Source organism: Clostridium sp. UBA1652, assembly GCF_002320975.1.
GTDB lineage: Bacteria > Bacillota > Clostridia > Clostridiales > Clostridiaceae > Clostridium_T > Clostridium_T intestinale.
This window is the reverse complement of record NZ_DCLI01000097.1, coordinates 1-20,381: the sequence shown is the minus strand read 5'-3', so window position 1 is coordinate 20,381 and position 20,381 is coordinate 1. Positions and strand designations below refer to the sequence as shown.

20 protein-coding genes are annotated in these 20,381 nt (G+C 31.0%); all 20 read left to right on the top strand.

Annotated features, from left to right (window positions below; all coding sequences use genetic code 11):
• Positions 1-166 precede the first annotated feature (166 nt).
• The 20 genes from B3N22_RS23435 (at position 167) to B3N22_RS23340 (ending at position 20,362) form a co-directional block, all read left to right on the top strand.
• Entirely contained in the window at positions 167-1,624 is a 1,458-nt protein-coding gene (locus B3N22_RS23435) for an aminoacyl-histidine dipeptidase (protein ID WP_286911089.1), read from the top strand.
• A gap of 107 nt (positions 1,625-1,731) precedes the next feature.
• Positions 1,732-1,911 carry an HTH domain-containing protein gene (locus B3N22_RS23430; protein WP_073018127.1) on the top strand — a complete coding sequence of 60 codons (180 nt, stop codon included), beginning with the start codon at positions 1,732-1,734 and terminating at the stop codon, positions 1,909-1,911.
• A gap of 287 nt (positions 1,912-2,198) precedes the next feature.
• Positions 2,199-2,792 carry a C40 family peptidase gene (locus B3N22_RS23425; protein WP_286911086.1) on the top strand — a complete coding sequence of 198 codons (594 nt, stop codon included), beginning with the start codon at positions 2,199-2,201 and terminating at the stop codon, positions 2,790-2,792.
• Between the two features lie 114 nt (positions 2,793-2,906).
• Positions 2,907-3,605: a hypothetical protein gene (locus B3N22_RS23420; RefSeq protein ID WP_286911084.1), complete on the top strand. Its 699-nt coding sequence runs from the start codon at positions 2,907-2,909 to the stop codon at positions 3,603-3,605.
• 566 nt (positions 3,606-4,171) lie between these two features.
• On the top strand, positions 4,172-4,738 hold the full coding sequence (locus B3N22_RS23415; protein WP_286911082.1) for a Maf-like protein: 567 nt from the start codon (positions 4,172-4,174) through the stop codon (positions 4,736-4,738).
• A 38-nt stretch (positions 4,739-4,776) separates the two neighbouring features.
• Positions 4,777-5,463, top strand: coding sequence for a RadC family protein (gene radC, locus B3N22_RS23410; protein WP_021800614.1), 687 nt, complete (start codon positions 4,777-4,779; stop codon positions 5,461-5,463).
• 19 nt (positions 5,464-5,482) lie between these two features.
• The gene (locus B3N22_RS23405; protein WP_021800615.1) at positions 5,483-6,499 is read left to right on the top strand and encodes a rod shape-determining protein; all 1,017 of its coding nucleotides are present in this window, start codon (positions 5,483-5,485) and stop codon (positions 6,497-6,499) included.
• Between the two features lie 6 nt (positions 6,500-6,505).
• Entirely contained in the window at positions 6,506-7,354 is an 849-nt protein-coding gene (gene mreC, locus B3N22_RS23400) for a rod shape-determining protein MreC (RefSeq protein WP_286911079.1), read from the top strand.
• Between the two features lie 2 nt (positions 7,355-7,356).
• Positions 7,357-7,848, top strand: a complete 492-nt coding sequence (gene mreD, locus B3N22_RS23395; RefSeq protein WP_286911078.1) for a rod shape-determining protein MreD — start codon at positions 7,357-7,359, stop codon at positions 7,846-7,848.
• Between the two features lie 11 nt (positions 7,849-7,859).
• Entirely contained in the window at positions 7,860-10,793 is a 2,934-nt protein-coding gene (locus B3N22_RS23390) for a peptidoglycan D,D-transpeptidase FtsI family protein (RefSeq protein WP_286911076.1), read from the top strand.
• 188 nt (positions 10,794-10,981) lie between these two features.
• Positions 10,982-11,620 carry a septum site-determining protein MinC gene (gene minC, locus B3N22_RS23385; RefSeq protein WP_021800620.1) on the top strand — a complete coding sequence of 213 codons (639 nt, stop codon included), beginning with the start codon at positions 10,982-10,984 and terminating at the stop codon, positions 11,618-11,620.
• 20 nt (positions 11,621-11,640) lie between these two features.
• Positions 11,641-12,438, top strand: coding sequence for a septum site-determining protein MinD (gene minD / locus B3N22_RS23380; RefSeq protein ID WP_238902720.1), 798 nt, complete (start codon positions 11,641-11,643; stop codon positions 12,436-12,438).
• 14 nt (positions 12,439-12,452) lie between these two features.
• Positions 12,453-12,722 (top strand): cell division topological specificity factor MinE, encoded by a 270-nt coding sequence (gene minE / locus B3N22_RS23375; RefSeq protein WP_238902719.1) that lies wholly within the window; start codon positions 12,453-12,455, stop codon positions 12,720-12,722.
• Positions 12,723-12,895: 173 nt separating this feature from the next.
• On the top strand, positions 12,896-14,026 hold the full coding sequence (rodA, locus tag B3N22_RS23370; RefSeq protein WP_286911073.1) for a rod shape-determining protein RodA: 1,131 nt from the start codon (positions 12,896-12,898) through the stop codon (positions 14,024-14,026).
• Between the two features lie 21 nt (positions 14,027-14,047).
• On the top strand, positions 14,048-14,413 hold the full coding sequence (gene mgsA, locus B3N22_RS23365) for a methylglyoxal synthase (RefSeq protein ID WP_073018154.1): 366 nt from the start codon (positions 14,048-14,050) through the stop codon (positions 14,411-14,413).
• A 115-nt stretch (positions 14,414-14,528) separates the two neighbouring features.
• Positions 14,529-15,263 (top strand): M23 family metallopeptidase, encoded by a 735-nt coding sequence (locus tag B3N22_RS23360; RefSeq protein WP_286911070.1) that lies wholly within the window; start codon positions 14,529-14,531, stop codon positions 15,261-15,263.
• A gap of 20 nt (positions 15,264-15,283) precedes the next feature.
• Positions 15,284-16,138, top strand: a complete 855-nt coding sequence (locus B3N22_RS23355) for a site-2 protease family protein (RefSeq protein ID WP_073018158.1) — start codon at positions 15,284-15,286, stop codon at positions 16,136-16,138.
• Between the two features lie 117 nt (positions 16,139-16,255).
• Entirely contained in the window at positions 16,256-18,109 is a 1,854-nt protein-coding gene (locus B3N22_RS23350) for a TIGR03960 family B12-binding radical SAM protein (protein ID WP_286911068.1), read from the top strand.
• The gene (locus B3N22_RS23345; protein WP_286911066.1) at positions 18,093-18,815 is read left to right on the top strand and encodes a TIGR03936 family radical SAM-associated protein; all 723 of its coding nucleotides are present in this window, start codon (positions 18,093-18,095) and stop codon (positions 18,813-18,815) included. Before B3N22_RS23350 ends, B3N22_RS23345 begins: the two co-directional genes overlap by 17 nt.
• 119 nt (positions 18,816-18,934) lie before the next feature.
• Positions 18,935-20,362, top strand: a complete 1,428-nt coding sequence (locus B3N22_RS23340) for an Rne/Rng family ribonuclease (RefSeq protein ID WP_286911064.1) — start codon at positions 18,935-18,937, stop codon at positions 20,360-20,362.
• Positions 20,363-20,381: the final 19 nt, after the last annotated feature.

Genomic DNA, 20,381 nt, shown 5'->3' with positions numbered 1-20,381 from the left:
CTCTACTATATTTTTCATTCAAATTATTAACTTTAGTATAAACGAATAACTTTAGATATATTAGTGAGATAATGATAGAATAAACTTGTTATAATATTAGGATATTATAATGTCCTAATGTTATAATATTATAATAACATATTTTTACTGAAAGGATGATTAGTCTATGAGAATTTTAGAAAATATAGAGCCAAAGGAAGTCTTCTATTATTTTGAGGAGATATCTAAAATACCTAGAGGTTCAGGAAATGAAAAAGAGATAAGTGATTATTTATTAGCTTTTGGTCAAAATTTAGGATTGGAAACAATTCAGGACTCAGCTTTAAATATTATTATAAAGAAGCCAGCTACAGAAGGATATGAAAATGCTCCTGTTGTAATAATACAAGGGCATATGGATATGGTTTGTGAGAAAAATAATGATACAGTTCACGATTTCTTAAAAGATCCTATAAAACTTAGAGTTGATGGAGATAATATTTTTGCTACAGGTACAACTTTAGGAGCTGATAATGGTATAGCAGTAGCATACGCTATGGCTGTGCTTTCATCAAAAGAAATTCCACATCCAGCCCTAGAAGTTTTAATAACAACAGATGAAGAAACAGGTATGGGTGGAGCTATGGCTGTTGAGAAAAAGAACTTAGATGGAAAAATTCTGTTGAATATAGATTCAGAAGAAGAGGGATATTTACTTGTTTCCTGTGCAGGGGGAATGAGGGCTAATGTTTCATCTGATATTAAATGGGAATCTAAAAAAGAAGAAGATTCTATTTTAGAGATTACAGTAAGAGGTCTTAAAGGCGGCCACTCAGGTATGGAAATAGATAAAGAAAGAGGTAATTCTAATAAGTTAATGGGAAGAGTTTTAATGGATATTCTTTCTTTTGAGGACGTTAGATTAGTATCTATGAATGGAGGCTCTAAAGATAATGCCATTCCAAGAGAAATGGATGCAGTTATTACTTTAAATAAATCAAATGTTGAGGCTGTAAAAGAAAGAATAAAACACTTTAATGATGTATTCAAAAATGAATTAAATGCTCAAGATCCAGATGTTAAATTAGAAGCTAAGGAATTAAATACAAAGGTAGAAAAGGTATTTTCAAGGGAATCCACTGAAAAGGCTGTAAAAATATTATATCTTATTCCAAATGGCATAAATACAAGAAGCATGGCTATAGAAGGGTTAGTGGAAAGTTCATTAAATCTTGGGGTTGTTAAAACAACCGATACTCATGTAGAATATAATTCCGCTATAAGAAGTTCTGTTGGAAGTCTTAAAGAAGAAATGCTAAGAAAAATAGAAGTAATAGCAGAAACCTTAGATGCTAAGGTAGATACTTTTGGAGACTATCCAGAATGGCAATATCAAGAGAATTCTAAAATAAGAGAAATCTGTGAAAGAGTACACAAAGACATGACAGGAGAAGATGCTAAGATAATTGCAATTCACGCTGGATTAGAATGTGGATTATTTAAGGAGAAATTAGGTGAAGATGTGGATATGATAAGTTTTGGACCTAATTTATATGATGTTCATACACCTAATGAACATATGAGTATATCTTCTGTTAAAAACTTATGGGATTATCTATTAAGAGTACTAAAAGAAATCAAGTAAGGTTTTTAGATAAGGGATATTTATTATTAAAGAAAAAATATTGTTGACCAAATGAGAGATTTTGGTATAATTATGTTAACAATTTTTTTATAAGGAGGATACTTATAATGGATTTAAATGATAAAGTATTAGAAACTCTAAAATCTGCTGGAGAACCTTTAAAAGGTGGAGAAATAGCAGAAAAATCTGGATTAGACAAAAAAGATGTAGATAAGGCTATAAAAGCACTTAAGGCTGAAGGAAAGATAAATTCACCTAAAAGATGTTATTATGGAATAGCGGAATAAGGTGAAACTTGATTCAGATAGGGTTAAATCCCTATATGAATCTTAGTTGAACCTATCTAGGGTCGTGCCAATGTTATCTCTCATCTTAATAGATGATGTGAGTTTTACAGTGGCTAGACATCAGATAAGGAACATACTATTGGCTTGGTTTTCTAACCAAGCCAATTTTTTTGCATAAACGCTTGACCTATTCACACTTCTTTTATTATAATAAAAGAAGTGTGAATAGGTGAAAATGTTTACTGTAAAATAAAAGGGAAGATTGTCAAAGGAGAGGGGAAATTATAATGAATAAAAGGGGTAAAATTATAACTAGAACTCTATTGCTTACTATGTCGTTAATTACAGCCACAAGTTTCAACGCAATTAAAACAAAGGCAGACACAACTGGGAATGCGGCTCAAGGAGTTGTTTTAAAAACTACTCAACTTAAGGTTCAAAAAACTATAGTTGCACCAAAGAAAGATGAATCAGGATCATATAGCGGAGTGTCACTTTCAAGAGGTAGTGGTGGAGCTGGTGGTAATGTGGTTTCTTATGCATATAATCTTATAGGAAGACCATATGTGTATGGAGCATCAGGTCCAAAGAGCTTTGACTGTTCAGGATTAACTATGTATGTATATAGCAAGTTTGGATATTCTTTACCTCATTATACAGGTTCACAATTTTCTATGGGTTCAGCTGTATCTAGAGCTAATCTATCAGCTGGAGATTTGGTTTTCTTCAATACCTATGGTTCTATAAGCCATGTTGGGATATACATTGGGGGAGGGGACTTTATACATGCCCCATCGTCAGGTAAAAATGTTACAATAAGCTCTTTAAATGATTCTTATTACTCAAGTAGATTTGCAGGAGCAAGAAGAATAGCACAATAGAAAGTTAAAGCATCTAAAATATTAGGTGCTTTTATTTTTTATTTTACATAAGTAATCATAAAACTTCCAGTTACATAATATTATATACAGTAGTAGTTAAGTAAGGAGGATATTATGAAGTACACTAGATATAATTATAAGAAAAAAAATGATAAAGGATTTAAATCCATGACTTTTTTTATAACCATTGTTATTCTTGCAGTGATTTTAGGAACCATGTTATCTAAATTTATCTTTAAAGGAGATTTTTCTATAGAAGATATAATAGGTACAAAAGATAAGCCGAGTAATAATGAAACACAAGTTACGGACTCAAAAGTGTATGGAACTTTTGAATTAATACAGTGTGGGTATTATAGTGAAGAGAAATACGCTTTAGAAACACAGAAAAAATTAAGCGGTACTATACCTGTGTATTTAATAAAAGATGGAGACAAGTATAGAGTTATATCAGGAATATATATGCTTGATAAAGGTGATGAAGATAAAAATAAGATAACATCTCTAGGAACTCAGGCTGTTAGACTAAAAATAGATATTCAAGGAAAATCTTATTATGATTCTGTGATATATGGGTTAGTTGATGGATATATGAAAATACTAGATGCACTAAAAGATAGTAAGGTAAAGAGTTATACCACAGTAGAATTCAAAAAATGGGTATCTAATATTGAAGAAAAAGAAGATCGGGCTAGTGAGATAAAAGTTATAAAAGAACATGTAAATAACCTTCCAGCAGAGCTAACAAGGGATAATATATCTGGAGAACTAGAATTTTTATATTCTTTAATAGGACCTTATAAAAGTTCATAAAGCCATAAATATAATTAATAATAAGACTGTAAAACTAGAATAATTAGTTTTATAGTCTTTTTTATCACTATTTCATAAGAACGCTTCTTGGCGCCAGTCTAATCTTTCTAATCCATGTACTCTATATGATATTAAAAAAATCAAACAATTGTTACAATTCCTCGAAAAAAACAAAAAATTTAGTTGGAAAATGAATAAAGAGTAGGCAGAAAAAGTAGACTACCGTAATGAATGGTTGAATGGTTGAATGGTTGAATGGTTGAATGGTTGAATGGTTGAATGGTTGAATGGTTGAATGGTTGAATGGTTGAATATCGCATGAAGTTAAAATGAATTTAATGGAGCTTGAGAAGCAGGAAATATTACAGAAAGGTTAAAAGGTTTCAATATGATTAAAAATTCCTTAAAAAAGTTAAAGGCACTTGTATATAAAATACATAAATGATAAACTATATTAGATGTAAAGGGAGTAAAATGCCTATACAGCAAGGTTTATCCTAATATGCATGTTATAAATGGTATATTATTGGTAATAATATTAAAATAAGATATTAGGAGTGATAAAAGTGGGATTTGTTTTAGCTTCTGCTTCTGAGCGTAGGAAGGAATTATTAACTAGACTTTGTGAAGAGTTTAGAGTAATAGAAAGCTTCTTTCCGGAAGAAAAAGTAGTTTTTAACGGCAACTTAGAAGAGTATGTTAAGGAATTATCACTAGGTAAGGCAAAATATGTAGCAGACAACTTAGACACCGAAGATATAATAATAGCAGCTGATACTATAGTAGCTATTGGAGATTTAATATTAGGGAAGCCTAAGGATAAAGATGATGCCTATAACATGTTAAAATCTTTAAGTGGAAAAGTACATAATGTATATACCGGAGTTACGGTAATGGACCTGAGAAGTAAAAAGATTATAAGTGAATCGGTATGCACAGAGGTTAAGTTTTCACATCTTAGTGATGAGGAAATTCTATCATATGTTGATAGTGGAGATCCTTTAGACAAGGCTGGAGCTTATGGAATTCAGGGACGCGGAGGGGTTTTTGTAGAGCGTATAGAGGGGTGCTACTATAATGTAGTAGGTCTTCCTTTGAATAAATTGGATAAAATGTTGAAATCATTAGTTTAAGGGGGAGGGAAATCGATAATAATAAAGGAGTTTATTATATGTATAACCTAAAGGTTATGGATTTACCCTTAAATGAAAGGCCAGAAGAAAAATTGTTTTTATATGGAGCAGAGTCCTTAAGTAATACAGAGCTCATTGCATTAATTTTAAGATGTGGAAGTAAAAATGAAAATGTCTTAGGATTAAGTTCTAGAGTTTTAGAAACTGTTGATGGATTAAATGGAATGTTATCAGCTGGTATTGAGGATTTTCTTCAGATAAATGGAATCAAAAAAGCTAAGGCCTCTAGGCTAATTGCCCTATGTGAATTAACCAAAAGAATTAATTCTTATAGGGGAACTGCAGAAGAAATAAAAATCACAGAGCCTAGAATAGTAGCAAACATTTTAATGAATGAAATGCAGAATCTTCCCCAAGAGGTATTAAAACTCATAATATTAAATACTAAAAATGTAGTTATATCTATTAAGGAAGTTTTTAAAGGAAGTTTAAATTCCTCAATTGTACATCCTAGAGAAATTTTTTCGGAAGCTTTAAAGAAAAATGCGGCATCTATAATTATATGCCATAATCATCCGTCAGGAGACCCTACTCCTAGTAAAGAGGATATTAACATAACTTTAAGGATTAAGGAGTGCGGTAAGATCATAGGAATTGAGCTTTTAGATCACGTAATAATAGGGAATGGCAATTATGCAAGTATGAAAGAGAAATCTATAATATAATTCTGAGAGGAGTATAGTAATGGGATTGTTTGGAATGACAAAAGATATGGGAATAGATTTAGGAACAGCTAACACATTAGTATTTGTTAAAGGAAAAGGTGTAGTTTTAAGAGAGCCTTCAGTTGTTGCTATAAATAATACTACAAAGAAATCTTTAGCTGTTGGAACAGAAGCTAAACAAATGATAGGAAGAACACCAGGAAATATAGTTGCTATTAGACCACTAAAAGATGGAGTAATTGCAGATTTTGATATAACACAAACAATGATTAAAAAATTCATTGAGAAGGTAATTAATAAAAGTTCATTTACTAGCCCAAGAATCATAATATGTTATCCATCAGGAGTAACAGAAGTTGAGAAGAGAGCTATTTATGAAGCAACAAAAGCTGCAGGAGCTAGAGATGTTTTACTTATGGAAGAACCTATGGCAGCTGCAATAGGCGCTGGACTTCCAGTTTCAGAACCAACAGGAAGCATGATTGTTGATATTGGTGGAGGAACTACAGAAGTTGCAGTAATATCTTTAGGTGGTATTGTTACAGCTAAATCTTTAAGAGTAGCTGGTGATGAATTAGATCAATCTATTATTAGTTATATAAAAAGAGAATATAACCTAATGATAGGAGAAAGAACTGCTGAACAAATTAAAATGGAATTAGGATCAGCATTTAAAATTGATGAAGAAGAAAGAAAAATGGACATTAAAGGAAGAGATTTAGTAACTGGACTTCCTAAGATTATAGAAGTAAGTGAAGATCAAATTAGAGATGCATTAAAAGAGCCAGTAGCGGCTATTATTGAATCTATAAAAACTACATTAGAAAAAACACCTCCTGAATTATCTGCTGATATTATTGAAAAAGGTATTATGTTAGCAGGTGGAGGAGCTTTATTAAAAGGATTGGATGCTTTAATTAACCACGAAACTCATATGCCTGTACATATCGCAGAATCACCACTTGATTGCGTAGTTTTAGGAACTGGTAAAGCTCTTGAAGATTTTGATAATATAGCTAAGCAACAAAGAGGATAAGAATACATGAGACTTTTTAAGAACAAACTGGCAGTAACTATAATAGTACTGTCAGTTAGCTTTTTAATTATAATTGTTTATAGCTTTAGAAAAGAGAATAAAACTATTTTTGAGAGTGGTGCAGGTGCGGCGTTAAATCCTATACAGAAATTAGCATATAAAGTAACGGATAACTTTAAAGGTGCGGTGGATTTCTTTTATAATTTTTCGGAAGTAAAGGCTGAAAATAGAAAGTTAAGTGAAGAAAATAAAGACTTAAGAATTAAGTTGATAGAGTACAATAGATTAAAAGAAGAAAATGAAAGCTTAAGAAAAGTAGTAGATTTTGCTAATCAAAATGAAAATTTTGATTATGTTGGTACAAATATAATTGGACATAGTGGTGGCGGTTTTTCTGGTGGATACATAATTGACAAAGGAATTAAAAATCAAATAGAGAAGGGTATGGTAGTTGTATCTGATAATGGATTAGTAGGGCAAGTTACATCAGTAGGTGATAACTGGGCCATGGTTCAATCCTTAATAAATGAAAATATAGCTATAGCTTCTAAGATAGAAAGTACTCAAGAAACCACTGGTGTTTTACAAGGATACAAAGATTCTAAAAATAAACTTTTAACTAAGTTATACAATATCCCAATAGATTCGCCTATTAAAGCAGGAGATGTAATTCTTACTTCAGGGGTTGGAGAAATACCTAAGGATATAAGAATAGGAGAAGTAATATCAGTAGAAGACGATAATGTAAAAGTAATGAAAAATGCTGTGGTGCAGCCTTATGTTGATTTTAATAAACTGGAATCATTATTTGTTGTAGTACCTAAGGAAAAAAGAAATATAAAGGTGGATAACTAATAATGAAAAGAGTTGTACTTTTTTTTATCGGCATAATACTTGTGATTATCGATAATTCTATATTACCGTTATTTTCTGTAGGTGGATCTTGGGGGAGTTTATTATTTACATTTGCAATTTGTTATTCAATTATAACCGGTCCGTGGGAAGCTCTGTGGATAGGTGTGTATTTTGGAATATTACAGGACATATTTTTTGGAACAGGCTTTGGGGTTAATTGTTTATTAAATATGCTTATTTGTCTAGGAGCAGCAAAGGTTGGAGAGACAATATTTAAAAACAGAAAAACTGTTCCTGTTATGATAGTTTTAGGAGCTACAGTAGTTAAATATATACTTATCTATGTAATATTATATTTACTTCATGTAAAAATAGATGTAGAAAACATAATAGTAATGACTTTAATGAACACTTTATTTGGTTTTATCTTCTATAAAAAGATTTACAAGTTAACTGAAACGAGATTTATGAAGATACCATGGAAATTTAATTAGCAGGTGATTATATGAATAAAAAAAAGAAAAAGTTTAATAGATATACTGCTTTGATTATGATTATGTTTTTTATATTCAGCGCAATATTAGGAAGGCTAATATATCTTCAGATTGTTAAATATGATGACTATAAAGATCTCGCTAATACAAAATCTAGAAGATTTATTGCGGAGAATGCACCAAGAGGTATTATTTATGATGAAAAAGGAAATGTATTAGCTACAAATGTTCAAAGTTATACAGTAACTTTTACAAGTACTGAAGAATCAAATGCAGCTTTTTATGATACCATGAGTAAAACTTTTAAGCTACTGGATGAAAATGGACAAAAGATTCAAGATGAAATGCAGCTTATGTTAAATGAGAATAAAGAATTTTATTTTGATTTTAAAACTAGTGACCAGACTTCATTAAGAGCTTTAAATATTAGATTTAAAAAGGATAAGGGAATAGATTCTGAATTAAGAAAACAATTATTCCCTGGTAAAGAGGGCGATTTAACTTCAGGAGAGCAAAATCAGTTAGATGACGCTATTTTTAACTATTCACCTCAGGATACCTTCTATTATATGGTTAAAAGTTATGCTATATATGATATCTTAAAGCCTACAAAAGAAGAGAGTAAAGAATATTCTAAAATGAGTGGAAAAGAGATATTAGATATTCTTCTTCAAAAGTATTCTTTAGAGGAAATAAGAAAATACATAGTTATAAAAGATGCTATTAAGATGCAGAGCTTTAAAGGCTATAAACCTATAGTTATAGCAAACATAGATAGGAATACATCATTTATATTCTATCAGAAGCGTAATGATATGCCTGGGATAGACGTATCTATGGAGCCTGTTAGATCTTATCCGTATGATTCATTAGCATCATCTGTTTTAGGATATATAGGTTCAATAGACGGAAGTCAACAGACTAAATATGATGAAAAAGGATATGATGCTAATACTGATAAGATAGGTAAAGCAGGTATAGAATCAGCATTTGAGAGTATATTAAAAGGAACCAAAGGTGGGACTACAGTTAAGGTTAACTCCTCAGGTAGAAAAACTGAAGAATTATTTAAACTGGAAGCTTCACCTGGGAACAACCTACACTTAACAATAGATAAAAATATTCAATATTCAGCAGAAAAAATGCTTGAACATCAATTGAAGTATTATCAAAATGTAGGAGTTGCTCTAGATGGATCAATTGTAAGAAATGCAACTAGGGGGTCAGTTGTAGCTATTGAAGTTAAAACAGGTAGAGTTTTAGCATTAGCTAACTACCCATCCTATAATCCGAATGATTTCTCAATTCCAGGAAAACTTACACCAGAGCTCTCTAAAATGTATTTTAGCCCTGACTTAGAGGCTTTTGGTAATGAATATATAAGAAAAAATAATCTAAACAAAACAATAGATGATTTATTCCCAAAGGATAGCAATGGTTATAGGCAAGATCAATATGACCTTTACCCTAAGCCATTTTATAATTATGCTACCATGGGATTGACACCTCCAGGATCAACATTTAAACCTCTTACAGCTGTAGCTGCTTTAGAGGAGGGGGTATTTGGGATTAATGAGAACATATTAGGAAAACCTGTTTTTGATACACGTAAAGAGTATTTAGGAGATAGTTCACCTAAAGATGGAAACTGGAATGGATATGTAAATGTTAGTAGGGCACTGGAGGTATCATCTAATACTTTCTTCTATGAAGCTGGCATTAGGTTATATGAACATAGTGGTGGTACATCTAATAAAACTAATCAAGCTAATAAAGCTAATACTTCAGCTTTAGATTCATTAGCTAAGTGGGCTTGGAGATTTGGATTAGGAGTAGATCCTACTAGCAATCAAAAAGCTTCTACAGGTATTGAAATAGCTGAAAATTTTGGTCAGGTTTATAATTTTATATCCTTTAAAAACAGATCTATAAATTCATTTATGTTTAATATAGTAGAATTTGCAGAAAATGGTACATTAAAAGACTATAAAAATACTATGTATCCTATGGATTTAGCAAAAAATGATAGTGATGATGATAAACTAAAAGAAGCGAAGGAAAATGTTAAAAATATAATAAAAGAAAATCTACAAAAGGTTGGAACAGAGGATGAATTAAGCCAAAGTGATAGTCAAAATGATCTTGTTGCGAAATTAAGACCTGCAATTCAAGAGATTTATGATAATTCGCCTAAATATCAAGAAAAGGTTAAAAACGCCAATGTTACGCCTAAAACGGCTATAACCTCAGCAGTAAATGGGATAGCTCAGTATGTAGTATTTTCTGCAGCATTTGAAATTAAGGCTATAGCTCAAATATCCTATGCATCTATAGGGCAAAGTATGAATGCCTTTACTCCAGTACAGTTAGCAAGTTATATATCTACTGTAACTAATGGAGGAACAAGATATAAGGTTCATTTAGTAGATAAGATCACAGATTCACAAGGAAATGTTGTGGAAGAGTTTAAACCAGAGGTTTTAGATCAGGTAAATATAAGTGAATCAACTCTTCAGGCTGTTAAAGCTGGTATGAAAATGGCTAACGGAAGTACTGTAGGTGGTGGTGGAGCAGGTACTGCTGCAAGTACTTTCCAAAAGCTTAATTCTTATTTAAGTTCTGGAGGTAAAACTGGTACTGCTACATTTAGTGATAAACAAGATGAAATAGCAAGAGCACCATATGGAGTTTATGTAGGTGTGGCTCCAATAGAAGATCCGCAGATAGCTGTTGCTGTTATTCTTTATGATGCTGCTCACGGTTCTTATGCGGCACCAGTAGCAAGAGCTATATTTGAAACCTATTTTAGAGATGATTTAAAGGCTAAAGGTTACACAACAGATTATTCTGAAGAGGTTGGTGGAAAGTATGACTATACATTAAATCCTCCGCTTCAAGATAATAATACAGTGAACACTAATAATACTAATACTCAAGGGAATTAAAACTCGGCCTAGTGCCGAGTTTTTTATTTCTAGTAGTTTGAGTTAGAATAATTTCATTAAATGTCCGAATGTTTGGACAAATGGATACAAAACTATTTAACTATTAATTGTTAATTTAATTGTTGTGTATTATAATTAAATTTAAGAGAATATAATAATAAGTTAAATCCTAGTTTGAGAGGTTACATATGCTTGATGATAGAATTGTTATTAAAGGTAATAGAGAAGGCTTAGTGGCTATAATTAAATTTACTGCCTTTAAGGATTTTCAAGATATGCTTGAAGTTTTTTTGGAAAGATTAAATAAGGGGAAAAAATTTTATAAAGGTGCAACAATAACTATTAAGACTGAACTTAAATACATAGATGAAAGAGAAGTTAGATTGTTAAAGCATTCTCTTTTTGATGAAGTTGGTATAAAAGAATGCATATTTAAAGATATTGATGAAAAAGATATAAAGATTTTTTCAGGAATATATGAAGGAAGAACCAAGTTCATACGAAAAACTATAAGAGGGGGCCAAAGAGTAGATTATAATGGCAACATTGTTATAGTTGGAGATATTAATTCAGGATCAGAGGTTTATGCCTGGGGAAATATTATTGTACTTGGAAGAATAAGAGGCCAAGTACATGCTGGGATAAATGGAAACACAAAAGCTATAATAGCTGCGTTTTCTTTGGAACCAGAGCTTCTTCAGATAGGAGACATAATTACCATATCACCTGAAGGTGATGATAAGCCTAGATATCCAGAAGTAGCTAAGATTAAAGATGGGGTTATAATGGTAGAACCCTATTTACCTAATAAATTCGCATATAAATAACATAGTGGAGGGATTTTAGAATGGGAGAGTCAATAGTTATAACGTCAGGTAAAGGTGGAGTAGGAAAAACAACTACCACAGCTAATATAGGTACAGCCCTTGCAGCTTTAGGGAAAAAAGTAGTGGTTGTAGATGGTGATACTGGACTTAGAAATCTTGATGTTTTAATGGGATTAGAAAATAGAATAGTTTATACGATAATTGATGTAATAGAGAAAAGATGTAGGACAAAGCAAGCACTTATTAAGGATAAAAGATTCCCTAATCTATGTTTATTACCTACAGCTCAAACCAAGGATAAAAATGATATAAAACCTAATCAAATGCTTAGTTTAGTTAATGAATTAAAAGAAGAGTTTGATTTTGTAATTATAGATTGTCCAGCAGGTATAGAGCAAGGATTTGAAAATGCTATAGTTGGTGCTGACAAAGCAGTAGTAGTAGTTAATCCAGAAATTACTTCTGTAAGAGATGCAGATAGAGTTATAGGAAAACTAGATTCAAAAGGTTTAGAAGATCACGTAGTTATAGTAAATAGACTAAATTATGAGATGACTCAAAATGGAGACATGCTTGATATCTCTGATATTATAGAAACTTTATCAATAAAGCTTTTAGGAGTAGTTCCAGATGATAAATCTATAACTGTTTCTACAAATAAAGGAGAACCTATAGTATTAGATGAAAAAGCAATGTCTGGACAAGCGTTTAGAAATATTGCAAGAAGACTTCTTGGAGAAGAAGTACCTTTAATGGATTTAAACACTGATAGCGGCGGATTTTTTGGTTCTTTAAAGAAATTATTTAAACGTAAATAGGGGGCGGAGTAGAAATGGAATTACTGAACAAGTTTTTTAATAATAAACCTACACCGAAAGACGTGGCAAAAGATAGATTGAGATTAATACTTATACATGACAGAGGGGAAATAGACCCTGAACTTATGGAAAGAATTAAGGCAGATATACTAGAAGTGATTTCAAAATATGTAGATATAGATTCTTCTAATATGGAGTTTGCTGTAACAAAAACAGAAGTTGAGGAAGGTATCTCTCCTGCTTTAGTTGCAAATATTCCAATAAAAAATGTTAAGGTAAGATAAATGAAAAGTTATACATGTTTATGTACAACTCAGAGTGTCGACAAAATCGACACTTTTTTCTTTACAAAAAGATAACTTTTTCTTAAAACTTAATGAATTAATAGTAAGCTTTATGGTGAAAAATTATAATATGAGTTATAATAGGATAGAAATGATAAAATGGAGGCGTGCTAATGCTTGGAAAATTAAAATTGGATTTAAAAATCCTAAAGGAATTGGATTTCACACTTTTGCTTGCATCAATTATGACAGTTCTTTTTGGCTGCCTCAATATATATTTAGCAACAAAAGGTTCACCGGAAACTTTAAATTCCTTTAAAAAACAATTGTTATTTTTAGGACTTTCTATAGTAGTAATTTATTTTATGTTACTTATAGATTATATAATGCTCAAAAATTATGCTTTAATTTTTTACATATTATCAACATTGCTTTTAGCAGTTACTCCTTTTTTAGGAAAGACTATAAATGGAGCTACTGGTTGGATAAGAATAGGTGGATTTTCTATGCAGCCTTCAGAACTAGCCAAGATAGCTATTATAATATTAGTGGCCAAAAAGCTTGAAGATATGGATGGAAAGATTAATGATGTTAAGAACTTCTTTATACTAGCAGCTTATATAATTGTTCCAGTATTATTCATAGTGAAGCAGCCAGATATGGGAATGACTATGGTATGTTTCTTTATTGTTTTAGGAATGTTTTTTATAGCTGGTTTAGATATGAGAATAATAGGCGGAGGATTATTATCACTAGTAGTTGCGATTGTAATAGTATGGAATTCAGGACTTATTCATACATATCAAAAAGCTAGACTTACTAGCTTCTTGAATCCAGAAGCAGATGAACTTAACACAGGACTTCAGCTTACTCAATCTATGATAGGAATAGGTTCGGGCGGTTTATTTGGTACTGGTGCAGATTTAAACATTAATGCTACTACTGGATATGTTGCTCAAAATGTTCCGGAAAAACAAACAGATTTTATATTTGCTGTAGTTGGAGAACATTGGGGAACTTTAGGAGCTATATTTCTTTTAACTTTATATGGGATAATAATTTACAGAATGCTTGTAATATCTAGGACAAGTAAGGATTTATTGGGAAAAATGATATGTGTAGGTTTTGCATCTTATTTCTTATTTGCTGTACTACAAAATATAGGTATGACAATAGGACTTATGCCAATAACAGGAATTACTTTGCCGCTTGTAAGTTCTGGAGGTAGCTCATTGTTAACTACCATGATGTCTATAGGACTTGTTTTAAATATAGGAATGAGAAAGAAGAAAATAAACTTTTAAAAATAAAGGGGAATGGGAAATATGAATATAGCTTTAATTGCTCATGATAATAAGAAAATAGATATTATAAACTTTGCTAAGAAACATCAGCATGTATTAGCTAATGGTCATAATTTATATGCAACAGGAACAACAGGACTTAAAATAATGGAGGCTACTGGCTTAGTTATAGAAAGGTTTTTATCTGGACCACTTGGAGGGGATCAGCAAATAGGTGGGAAGATAGCTCAAGGGGAAATGGATTTGGTTATTTTTCTAAGAGATCCACTAACTTCTCAGCCACATGAACCAGATGTAACGGCTTTAATTAGAATATGTGATGTTCATGAGGTGCCAATAGCTACTAATATAGGTACCGCAGAAATATTAATAAAATATATTAAATAGTGTAATAAAGAATCAGCTTTCAGCTGGTTCTTTATTTTTGTTCTAGGAATTTAAAAAACTAAATATATATTTAGAGTAGACTTTAATAGAAAGGAGAGTATTGGAGGTTTTATGAATGGGAAGTTATAACTCTGAATATGAGAGCTATTATGCAAAAATAATGGGCAAAAAAAGAGGTCCAGATAGCTACAGGAGAGATTATTCTGTAGGAAATGTAACTGGAACTCAAAGTAAAAATGTTGGAGATATCATAATTAAAAGGGTAATCCAAGAACTGGCGGGCACCTTCATTTTATTCATGTTAATATTTATGTTTAAAATGATTAAAACGCCTGAAACTATAACGGCATATGCTATGGCTAAAGATATAGTTAATAAAGGATATAGTGTAGAGGACACTATAAATTACGCTAAGACTATGGATTTATCCAGCATCAAAAGCAGTGCTGAGGTATATGTAGATGATATAAAAGAAAAATTAGGTGCTGGAGATAGTATAAAAAAGAGAAGTAAAGAAAATTTTATTAAACCATTATTAGGAGAATATAAGGTCTACGATGAAAAGCAAAAGATATACTCAGTTAGTGTTTCGGAAGCAACTGATGTTAATTCAGTATATGATGGTAAGGTTAAAAAGGTTGGAGAGGATGAGACCTTAGGAAAGTATATGATAATAGATAATGGAAGTGGCATAGAGACAGTATATGGAGGTTTATCGGAATTAGTTTTAAAAGAAGATCAAGATGTAGCCAAGGGAGAAATGATTGGCAAGGTAAGTTCTTCGTTTTTATTTCAATTAAAGTATATGGGAGAAGGACGAAATATTGAAGATTACATGAACATGGATTAGTAATTTATTTAGGGGGAAGAATGAGCAGAAAGGGTTTAATGTTTATATCCGAAGTACTTATTCTTTTTTGTATTAGCCTGCAATATGAACTTTTAGTAGCTTTTTTATGTATTTTTTTTCATGAATTATCTCATGGTTTAGTTGCTCTGATTTTTGGTATGGACATTAAGTATTTACTTATACATCCATTAGGTTTTTTTATAGAGATAGAAAAATTAGAGGAATTTTCAGATGAAAAACAACTAGGGGTTTATTTTGCAGGTCCTATATTTAACTTGATTCTATCGCTTATATTTTTGATATTATTTAATAAGCAGGGAGTAAATATGTATAAAGACTTATTTACGATTAATATAACTTTGTGCTTATTGAATCTTTTACCGGTGTTCCCTTTAGATGGCGGTAGAATTTTTAATATTATTTTATCAAGGAAACTAACATATAGAGCTGCAACTAAACTGATAGTTTATAGCAGTTTTGTTATAGGAACTGGATTTGGAATACTTTTTCTTTATAGTCTGCTCCTATTACATAAAGTCAATTTAACATTTTTAATGATTAGCTTTCTTGTGATTTACTCGGCATATAAGGAAAATGGAAGGATAATGTATATTTTAATGGGAGATGTGATTAAAAAGAAAAGTAAGTTTAATAAGCAAAAGTATATAGAAAATAGAAGTATATCTGTTTGTTATAAACTAGGACTAATTAACCTGCTTAGAATGATAGATAAAAATAAGTTTCATAGTTTTTATGTTTTGGACGAGAGTATGAAGCTCCTTGAAATATTATATGAAGATGAACTTATGGAGGCTTTGAAGCTTTATGGAAATATAACATTAGAGGAATATTTAGAAATAAAGGAACATACTTAGGTAGTGCAAAAATATAAATTGTGGTAGAATAACAAAGTAATGAAGAATAGTATATTGGGGATGTGGATTTAATGAGTACACATTCCCAATTTTTAGATGAACTCAGGAGGTAAATTGATGAATAGAATTACTGATGATATTTTATTTAGAGTTGAAAAACCAGCTAGATATATAGGTGGTGAGCTAAATCAAGTAGTTAAAGATAAAAATGAAGTTGACATAAGATTTGCATTTTGTTTTCCAGATGTTTATGAAGTAGGGATGTCCCATTTAGGTTCAAGAATTCTCTACCATACAATTAATGAAAGAAAAGATACATATTGTGAAAGAGCATTTGCACCATGGCCAGACATGGAAGGGCTTATGAGAGAAAATGACATACCTTTATATACATTAGAAACTAAAGATCCTCTTAAGGATTTTGATATAGTTGGTTTTACACTTCAATATGAAATGAGTTATACAAATATATTAAATATGCTAAACCTTGGAGGTATAACAATAAGAGCTTCTGAAAGAGGAGAGGATGAACCTATCGTTATGGCAGGGGGTTCCTGTGGGTATAATCCAGAGCCTTTATGGGATATAGTAGATTTCATTGAACTTGGCGAGGGCGAAGAGATGATGAATGATGTTATTGAAGTTTACAAAAAGTATAAAGGTAAAGGAAAGAAGAAAGAATTCTTAAGAGAAATATCTAAAATAAGAGGTATATATGTACCATCTTTATATGAGGTTAGCTATAAGGAAGATGGTACTATTAAAGAATTTAAACCTAAATATGATGATGTTCCAAAGAAGATTCAAAAGAGAATAGTTCCTGACTTTGATAAAGTTGAATTTCCTACTAATATAATAGTTCCTTACACTGAAATAGTTCATGATAGGATAGTCTTAGAATTATTTAGAGGATGCACTAATGGTTGTAGATTCTGTCAAGCAGGTATGATTTATAGACCTATTAGAGAAAAGAGTAGAGAGACTCTTTTAAAGCAGGCCAGAGAAATGCTTAAGGCAACAGGATATAGAGAGATATCCCTATCTTCTTTAAGTACATGTGATTATTCAGATATTCAAGCATTAGTGGAAGATTTAATGAGTGAGCATTTAGATAACAATGTGAGTTTAGCATTACCATCAATAAGAGTAGATGCTTTTTCTGTGGATTTAATTAAAGAAATTCAAAAAGTAAGAAAGACAGGTTTAACCTTTGCTCCTGAAGCCGGTTCTCAAAGAATGAGAGATGTTATAAATAAAGGTCTTACTGAAGATAGAATATTAGAAGCTTCAAGATCTGCTTTTGAGGCTGGTTGGAGTACTATAAAACTTTACTTTATGATAGGATTACCTTATGAAGAAATTGAAGATGTTAAAGGTATAGGAGACTTAGCGGAAAAAATATCTGCCCAGTATTTCATGGTACCAAGACATATAAGAAATAAGGGTCTTAGGGTTACAGTAAGTACATCAATATTTGTACCTAAACCATTTACTCCTTTCCAATGGGCTCCTATGGATAAAATGGAGAATGTTAGTGGAAAGATTAGTGCAGTAAGAGATTCTATAAAAGCTAAAAGCATAGTTTATAACTATCATCATCAAAAAACTTCTTACATGGAAGGTGTTTTTGCTAGAGGTGATAGAAGAATGTGTGATGTTCTTATAAAGGCTTATGAAAAGGGTGCTAAGTTTGATGGATGGTCAGAGTATTTCAATTTTGATACATGGATGGAAGCATTCGAAGAATGTGGAGTTGATGGAGACTTCTATGTATATAGAGAAAGAGGTTATGATGAAATTCTTCCTTGGGACTTCATAGACATTGGTGTAGATAGAGAGTATATTGAAAAAGAAAATGAAAGAGCTAAAACAGCAAGTTTAACTCAAAACTGTAGACTTGGATGTACTGGTTGTGGAATAAATGTAAACTTTAAGGAAGGGAGGTGTTTTGCAGGTGCGATATCTAATTAAGTTCACAAAAGAAGGAAATATAAAGTTCATATCTCATTTAGATTTAATGAGATCTATTCAAAGAGTAATTTTAAGAAGTGAATTAGATGTTGAATACTCTAAGGGCTTCCATCCTCATATGGCTTTATCTATAGCTCAGCCTTTATCTGTTGGAATAAGTTCTGTTGGGGAATATATGGACTTGGTTTTAAAAAATCCTATGGACGAAAAAGAAATTATAGAAAGATTAAATCAAAATACTTTAGTTGGAGTAAGATTTTTAGAAGCTAAAGGAATTGAAGTTATACCAAATACTAAAAAGGTTCCACAATCTATGGCTATGGTTGATCAAGCAGTTTACACTATAAAGATCAAGTACACTGATATAAAATTAGCAGAGGAAGAGTTTAAAGAACTTTTAGGAAAAGATGAATGGATTATAACTAAAAAGAATAAAAAAGGTGAAGAAAAAAGCGTTAATATAAGACCTTTTATAAAAGATATAAAATATTGGGTTAAAGATGATTATTTAGTATTAAATACAAGGATAAGTTGTGGTAGTAGAGAACATCTTAATACAGAGGCATTTGTTAACTATATAAAAGAACATACTCCAAATGTTAATAATGAAGCTTTTGTAGATATTAACAGAGAAGAGATGTACGCTGAAATTGATGGTAAGTTGCTACCTTTATATAAAGTGAAACTTGATTCAGGTGGCGTTTAATCCTAGCTGAATCGTAGTTGAACTAATCTAGGATCGTGTCACTGTTAGCTCCACTTAAATAGTGTGGGGCTATTACAGTGACTAGATATCAGATAAAATAGTATAGAAGGTGTAAAAAAATGAGGGCAATATTTATAGAAAGAAGCGAAGACATATTAAGAATAGCTATTAAAGAAAACAGTGAGTTAACGGAGTGTTTTGTAGAAGAAGAAACCAAAGAACCATTACCAGGAGAAATTTACAAAGGAATAGTTAAGAGTATAGTCCCAGCTATTAAATGTGCCTTTGTAGATATAGGTTATGAGAAAAATGCTTTTATGAGCTTAAGTAAAGAAGTGAGACTTAAGCAAGGGGATGAAATAGTAGTTGAAGTAATAAAGGAAGCTATTGGAGATAAAGGGCCAAAGGTTATTATGGATTTTTCATTGCCTGGGAAATATTCAGTTATAAACTCTAAAGGAAAAGGGATAAATATTTCTAAAAGAATAGAAGATGAAAATAGAAAAGCTGAATTGCTTAAGAATATAAAATCCTTTGAAGATGCAGCAATAACAATAAGAACAAGTGGAGCTTATTGTGAAATAGAGAGTATAATAAATGAATTAGATGAACTATACCAAGAGTATAAAACAATAAAACAAAAAGCTAAGTACCATAAAAATCCTCAAAAACTATATGGTGATAATCCATTATTACATAAGATATTAAGAGATAAGATGGATAAAAAAACTAAGAAGATATATGTAAATAAAGAGGAAGATTATAAAGTTGTTTTGAAGTATCTAGAGGAAAAACAAGATATTCAGGTTGAACTATATGATCAAAAAAGAACTCTATTTGATTTCTATGGAATAGAGAGGGAAATACTTTCTTTAAGGCATAATAAAGTGAGTCTTAACTGTGGTGGATATATAGTTATAGATAAGACAGAAGCTATGCATGTTATAGATGTAAACTCTGGAAAAAACACTAAGGGCAAAAATCGTGAAAAAACTGGAGAAGAAACCAACAAGGAAGCAGCAAAAGAAATTGCAAGACAGATAAGAGTAAGAAACTTAGCGGGTATAATCCTTATAGACTTTATAGATATAACAAGCGAAGAGTCTAAAAAAGAAATTTTAGATATTTTAAGAAGTGAACTTGAGAGTGATAAAAATAGAACTCAGGTATTTCCCTTTACGGAACTTAATTTAGTTCAAATTTCTAGAAAAAGAAGTGGTAGAAGTATATTCGACATGATTGAAGAGAAATGTCTAACTTGCAATGGTATGGGAGAAAGACTAGCACTTTCTTATGTAAGTATATTAATAAGAAATGATATAATAAAGTTTAATGGAGAAAACTCTATTAGTGATTTTTATATACAAATAAACTCTCAATATGAATCTTTAATAAAAGAAGACTTATTTAAGTTTTTAACTAAAATTGAAGCATTAGATTGCAACATCTACATAAACTATGTAGATGAAGTTGAATACTTCAAAGTTGAGCCTCTTTTATTTAAAAATCAGATAGAGAATGTAGAAAAATATTTAATTACCTTATAATATATATGTTTTAATAAAG

Coding starts and splice junctions, on each gene's coding strand:
- B3N22_RS23360 (WP_286911070.1), top strand. CDS start 14,529: ATGGGAAGTTATAACTCTGAATATGAGAGCTATTATGCAAAAATAATG.
- mgsA (WP_073018154.1), top strand. CDS start 14,048: ATGAATATAGCTTTAATTGCTCATGATAATAAGAAAATAGATATTATA.
- B3N22_RS23425 (WP_286911086.1), top strand. CDS start 2,199: ATGAATAAAAGGGGTAAAATTATAACTAGAACTCTATTGCTTACTATG.
- B3N22_RS23390 (WP_286911076.1), top strand. CDS start 7,860: ATGAATAAAAAAAAGAAAAAGTTTAATAGATATACTGCTTTGATTATG.
- mreD (WP_286911078.1), top strand. CDS start 7,357: ATGAAAAGAGTTGTACTTTTTTTTATCGGCATAATACTTGTGATTATC.
- B3N22_RS23420 (WP_286911084.1), top strand. CDS start 2,907: ATGAAGTACACTAGATATAATTATAAGAAAAAAAATGATAAAGGATTT.
- B3N22_RS23430 (WP_073018127.1), top strand. CDS start 1,732: ATGGATTTAAATGATAAAGTATTAGAAACTCTAAAATCTGCTGGAGAA.
- B3N22_RS23405 (WP_021800615.1), top strand. CDS start 5,483: ATGGGATTGTTTGGAATGACAAAAGATATGGGAATAGATTTAGGAACA.
- minC (WP_021800620.1), top strand. CDS start 10,982: ATGCTTGATGATAGAATTGTTATTAAAGGTAATAGAGAAGGCTTAGTG.
- B3N22_RS23355 (WP_073018158.1), top strand. CDS start 15,284: ATGAGCAGAAAGGGTTTAATGTTTATATCCGAAGTACTTATTCTTTTT.
- B3N22_RS23435 (WP_286911089.1), top strand. CDS start 167: ATGAGAATTTTAGAAAATATAGAGCCAAAGGAAGTCTTCTATTATTTT.
- B3N22_RS23340 (WP_286911064.1), top strand. CDS start 18,935: ATGAGGGCAATATTTATAGAAAGAAGCGAAGACATATTAAGAATAGCT.
- B3N22_RS23350 (WP_286911068.1), top strand. CDS start 16,256: ATGAATAGAATTACTGATGATATTTTATTTAGAGTTGAAAAACCAGCT.
- mreC (WP_286911079.1), top strand. CDS start 6,506: ATGAGACTTTTTAAGAACAAACTGGCAGTAACTATAATAGTACTGTCA.
- minE (WP_238902719.1), top strand. CDS start 12,453: ATGGAATTACTGAACAAGTTTTTTAATAATAAACCTACACCGAAAGAC.
- minD (WP_238902720.1), top strand. CDS start 11,641: ATGGGAGAGTCAATAGTTATAACGTCAGGTAAAGGTGGAGTAGGAAAA.
- radC (WP_021800614.1), top strand. CDS start 4,777: ATGTATAACCTAAAGGTTATGGATTTACCCTTAAATGAAAGGCCAGAA.
- rodA (WP_286911073.1), top strand. CDS start 12,896: ATGCTTGGAAAATTAAAATTGGATTTAAAAATCCTAAAGGAATTGGAT.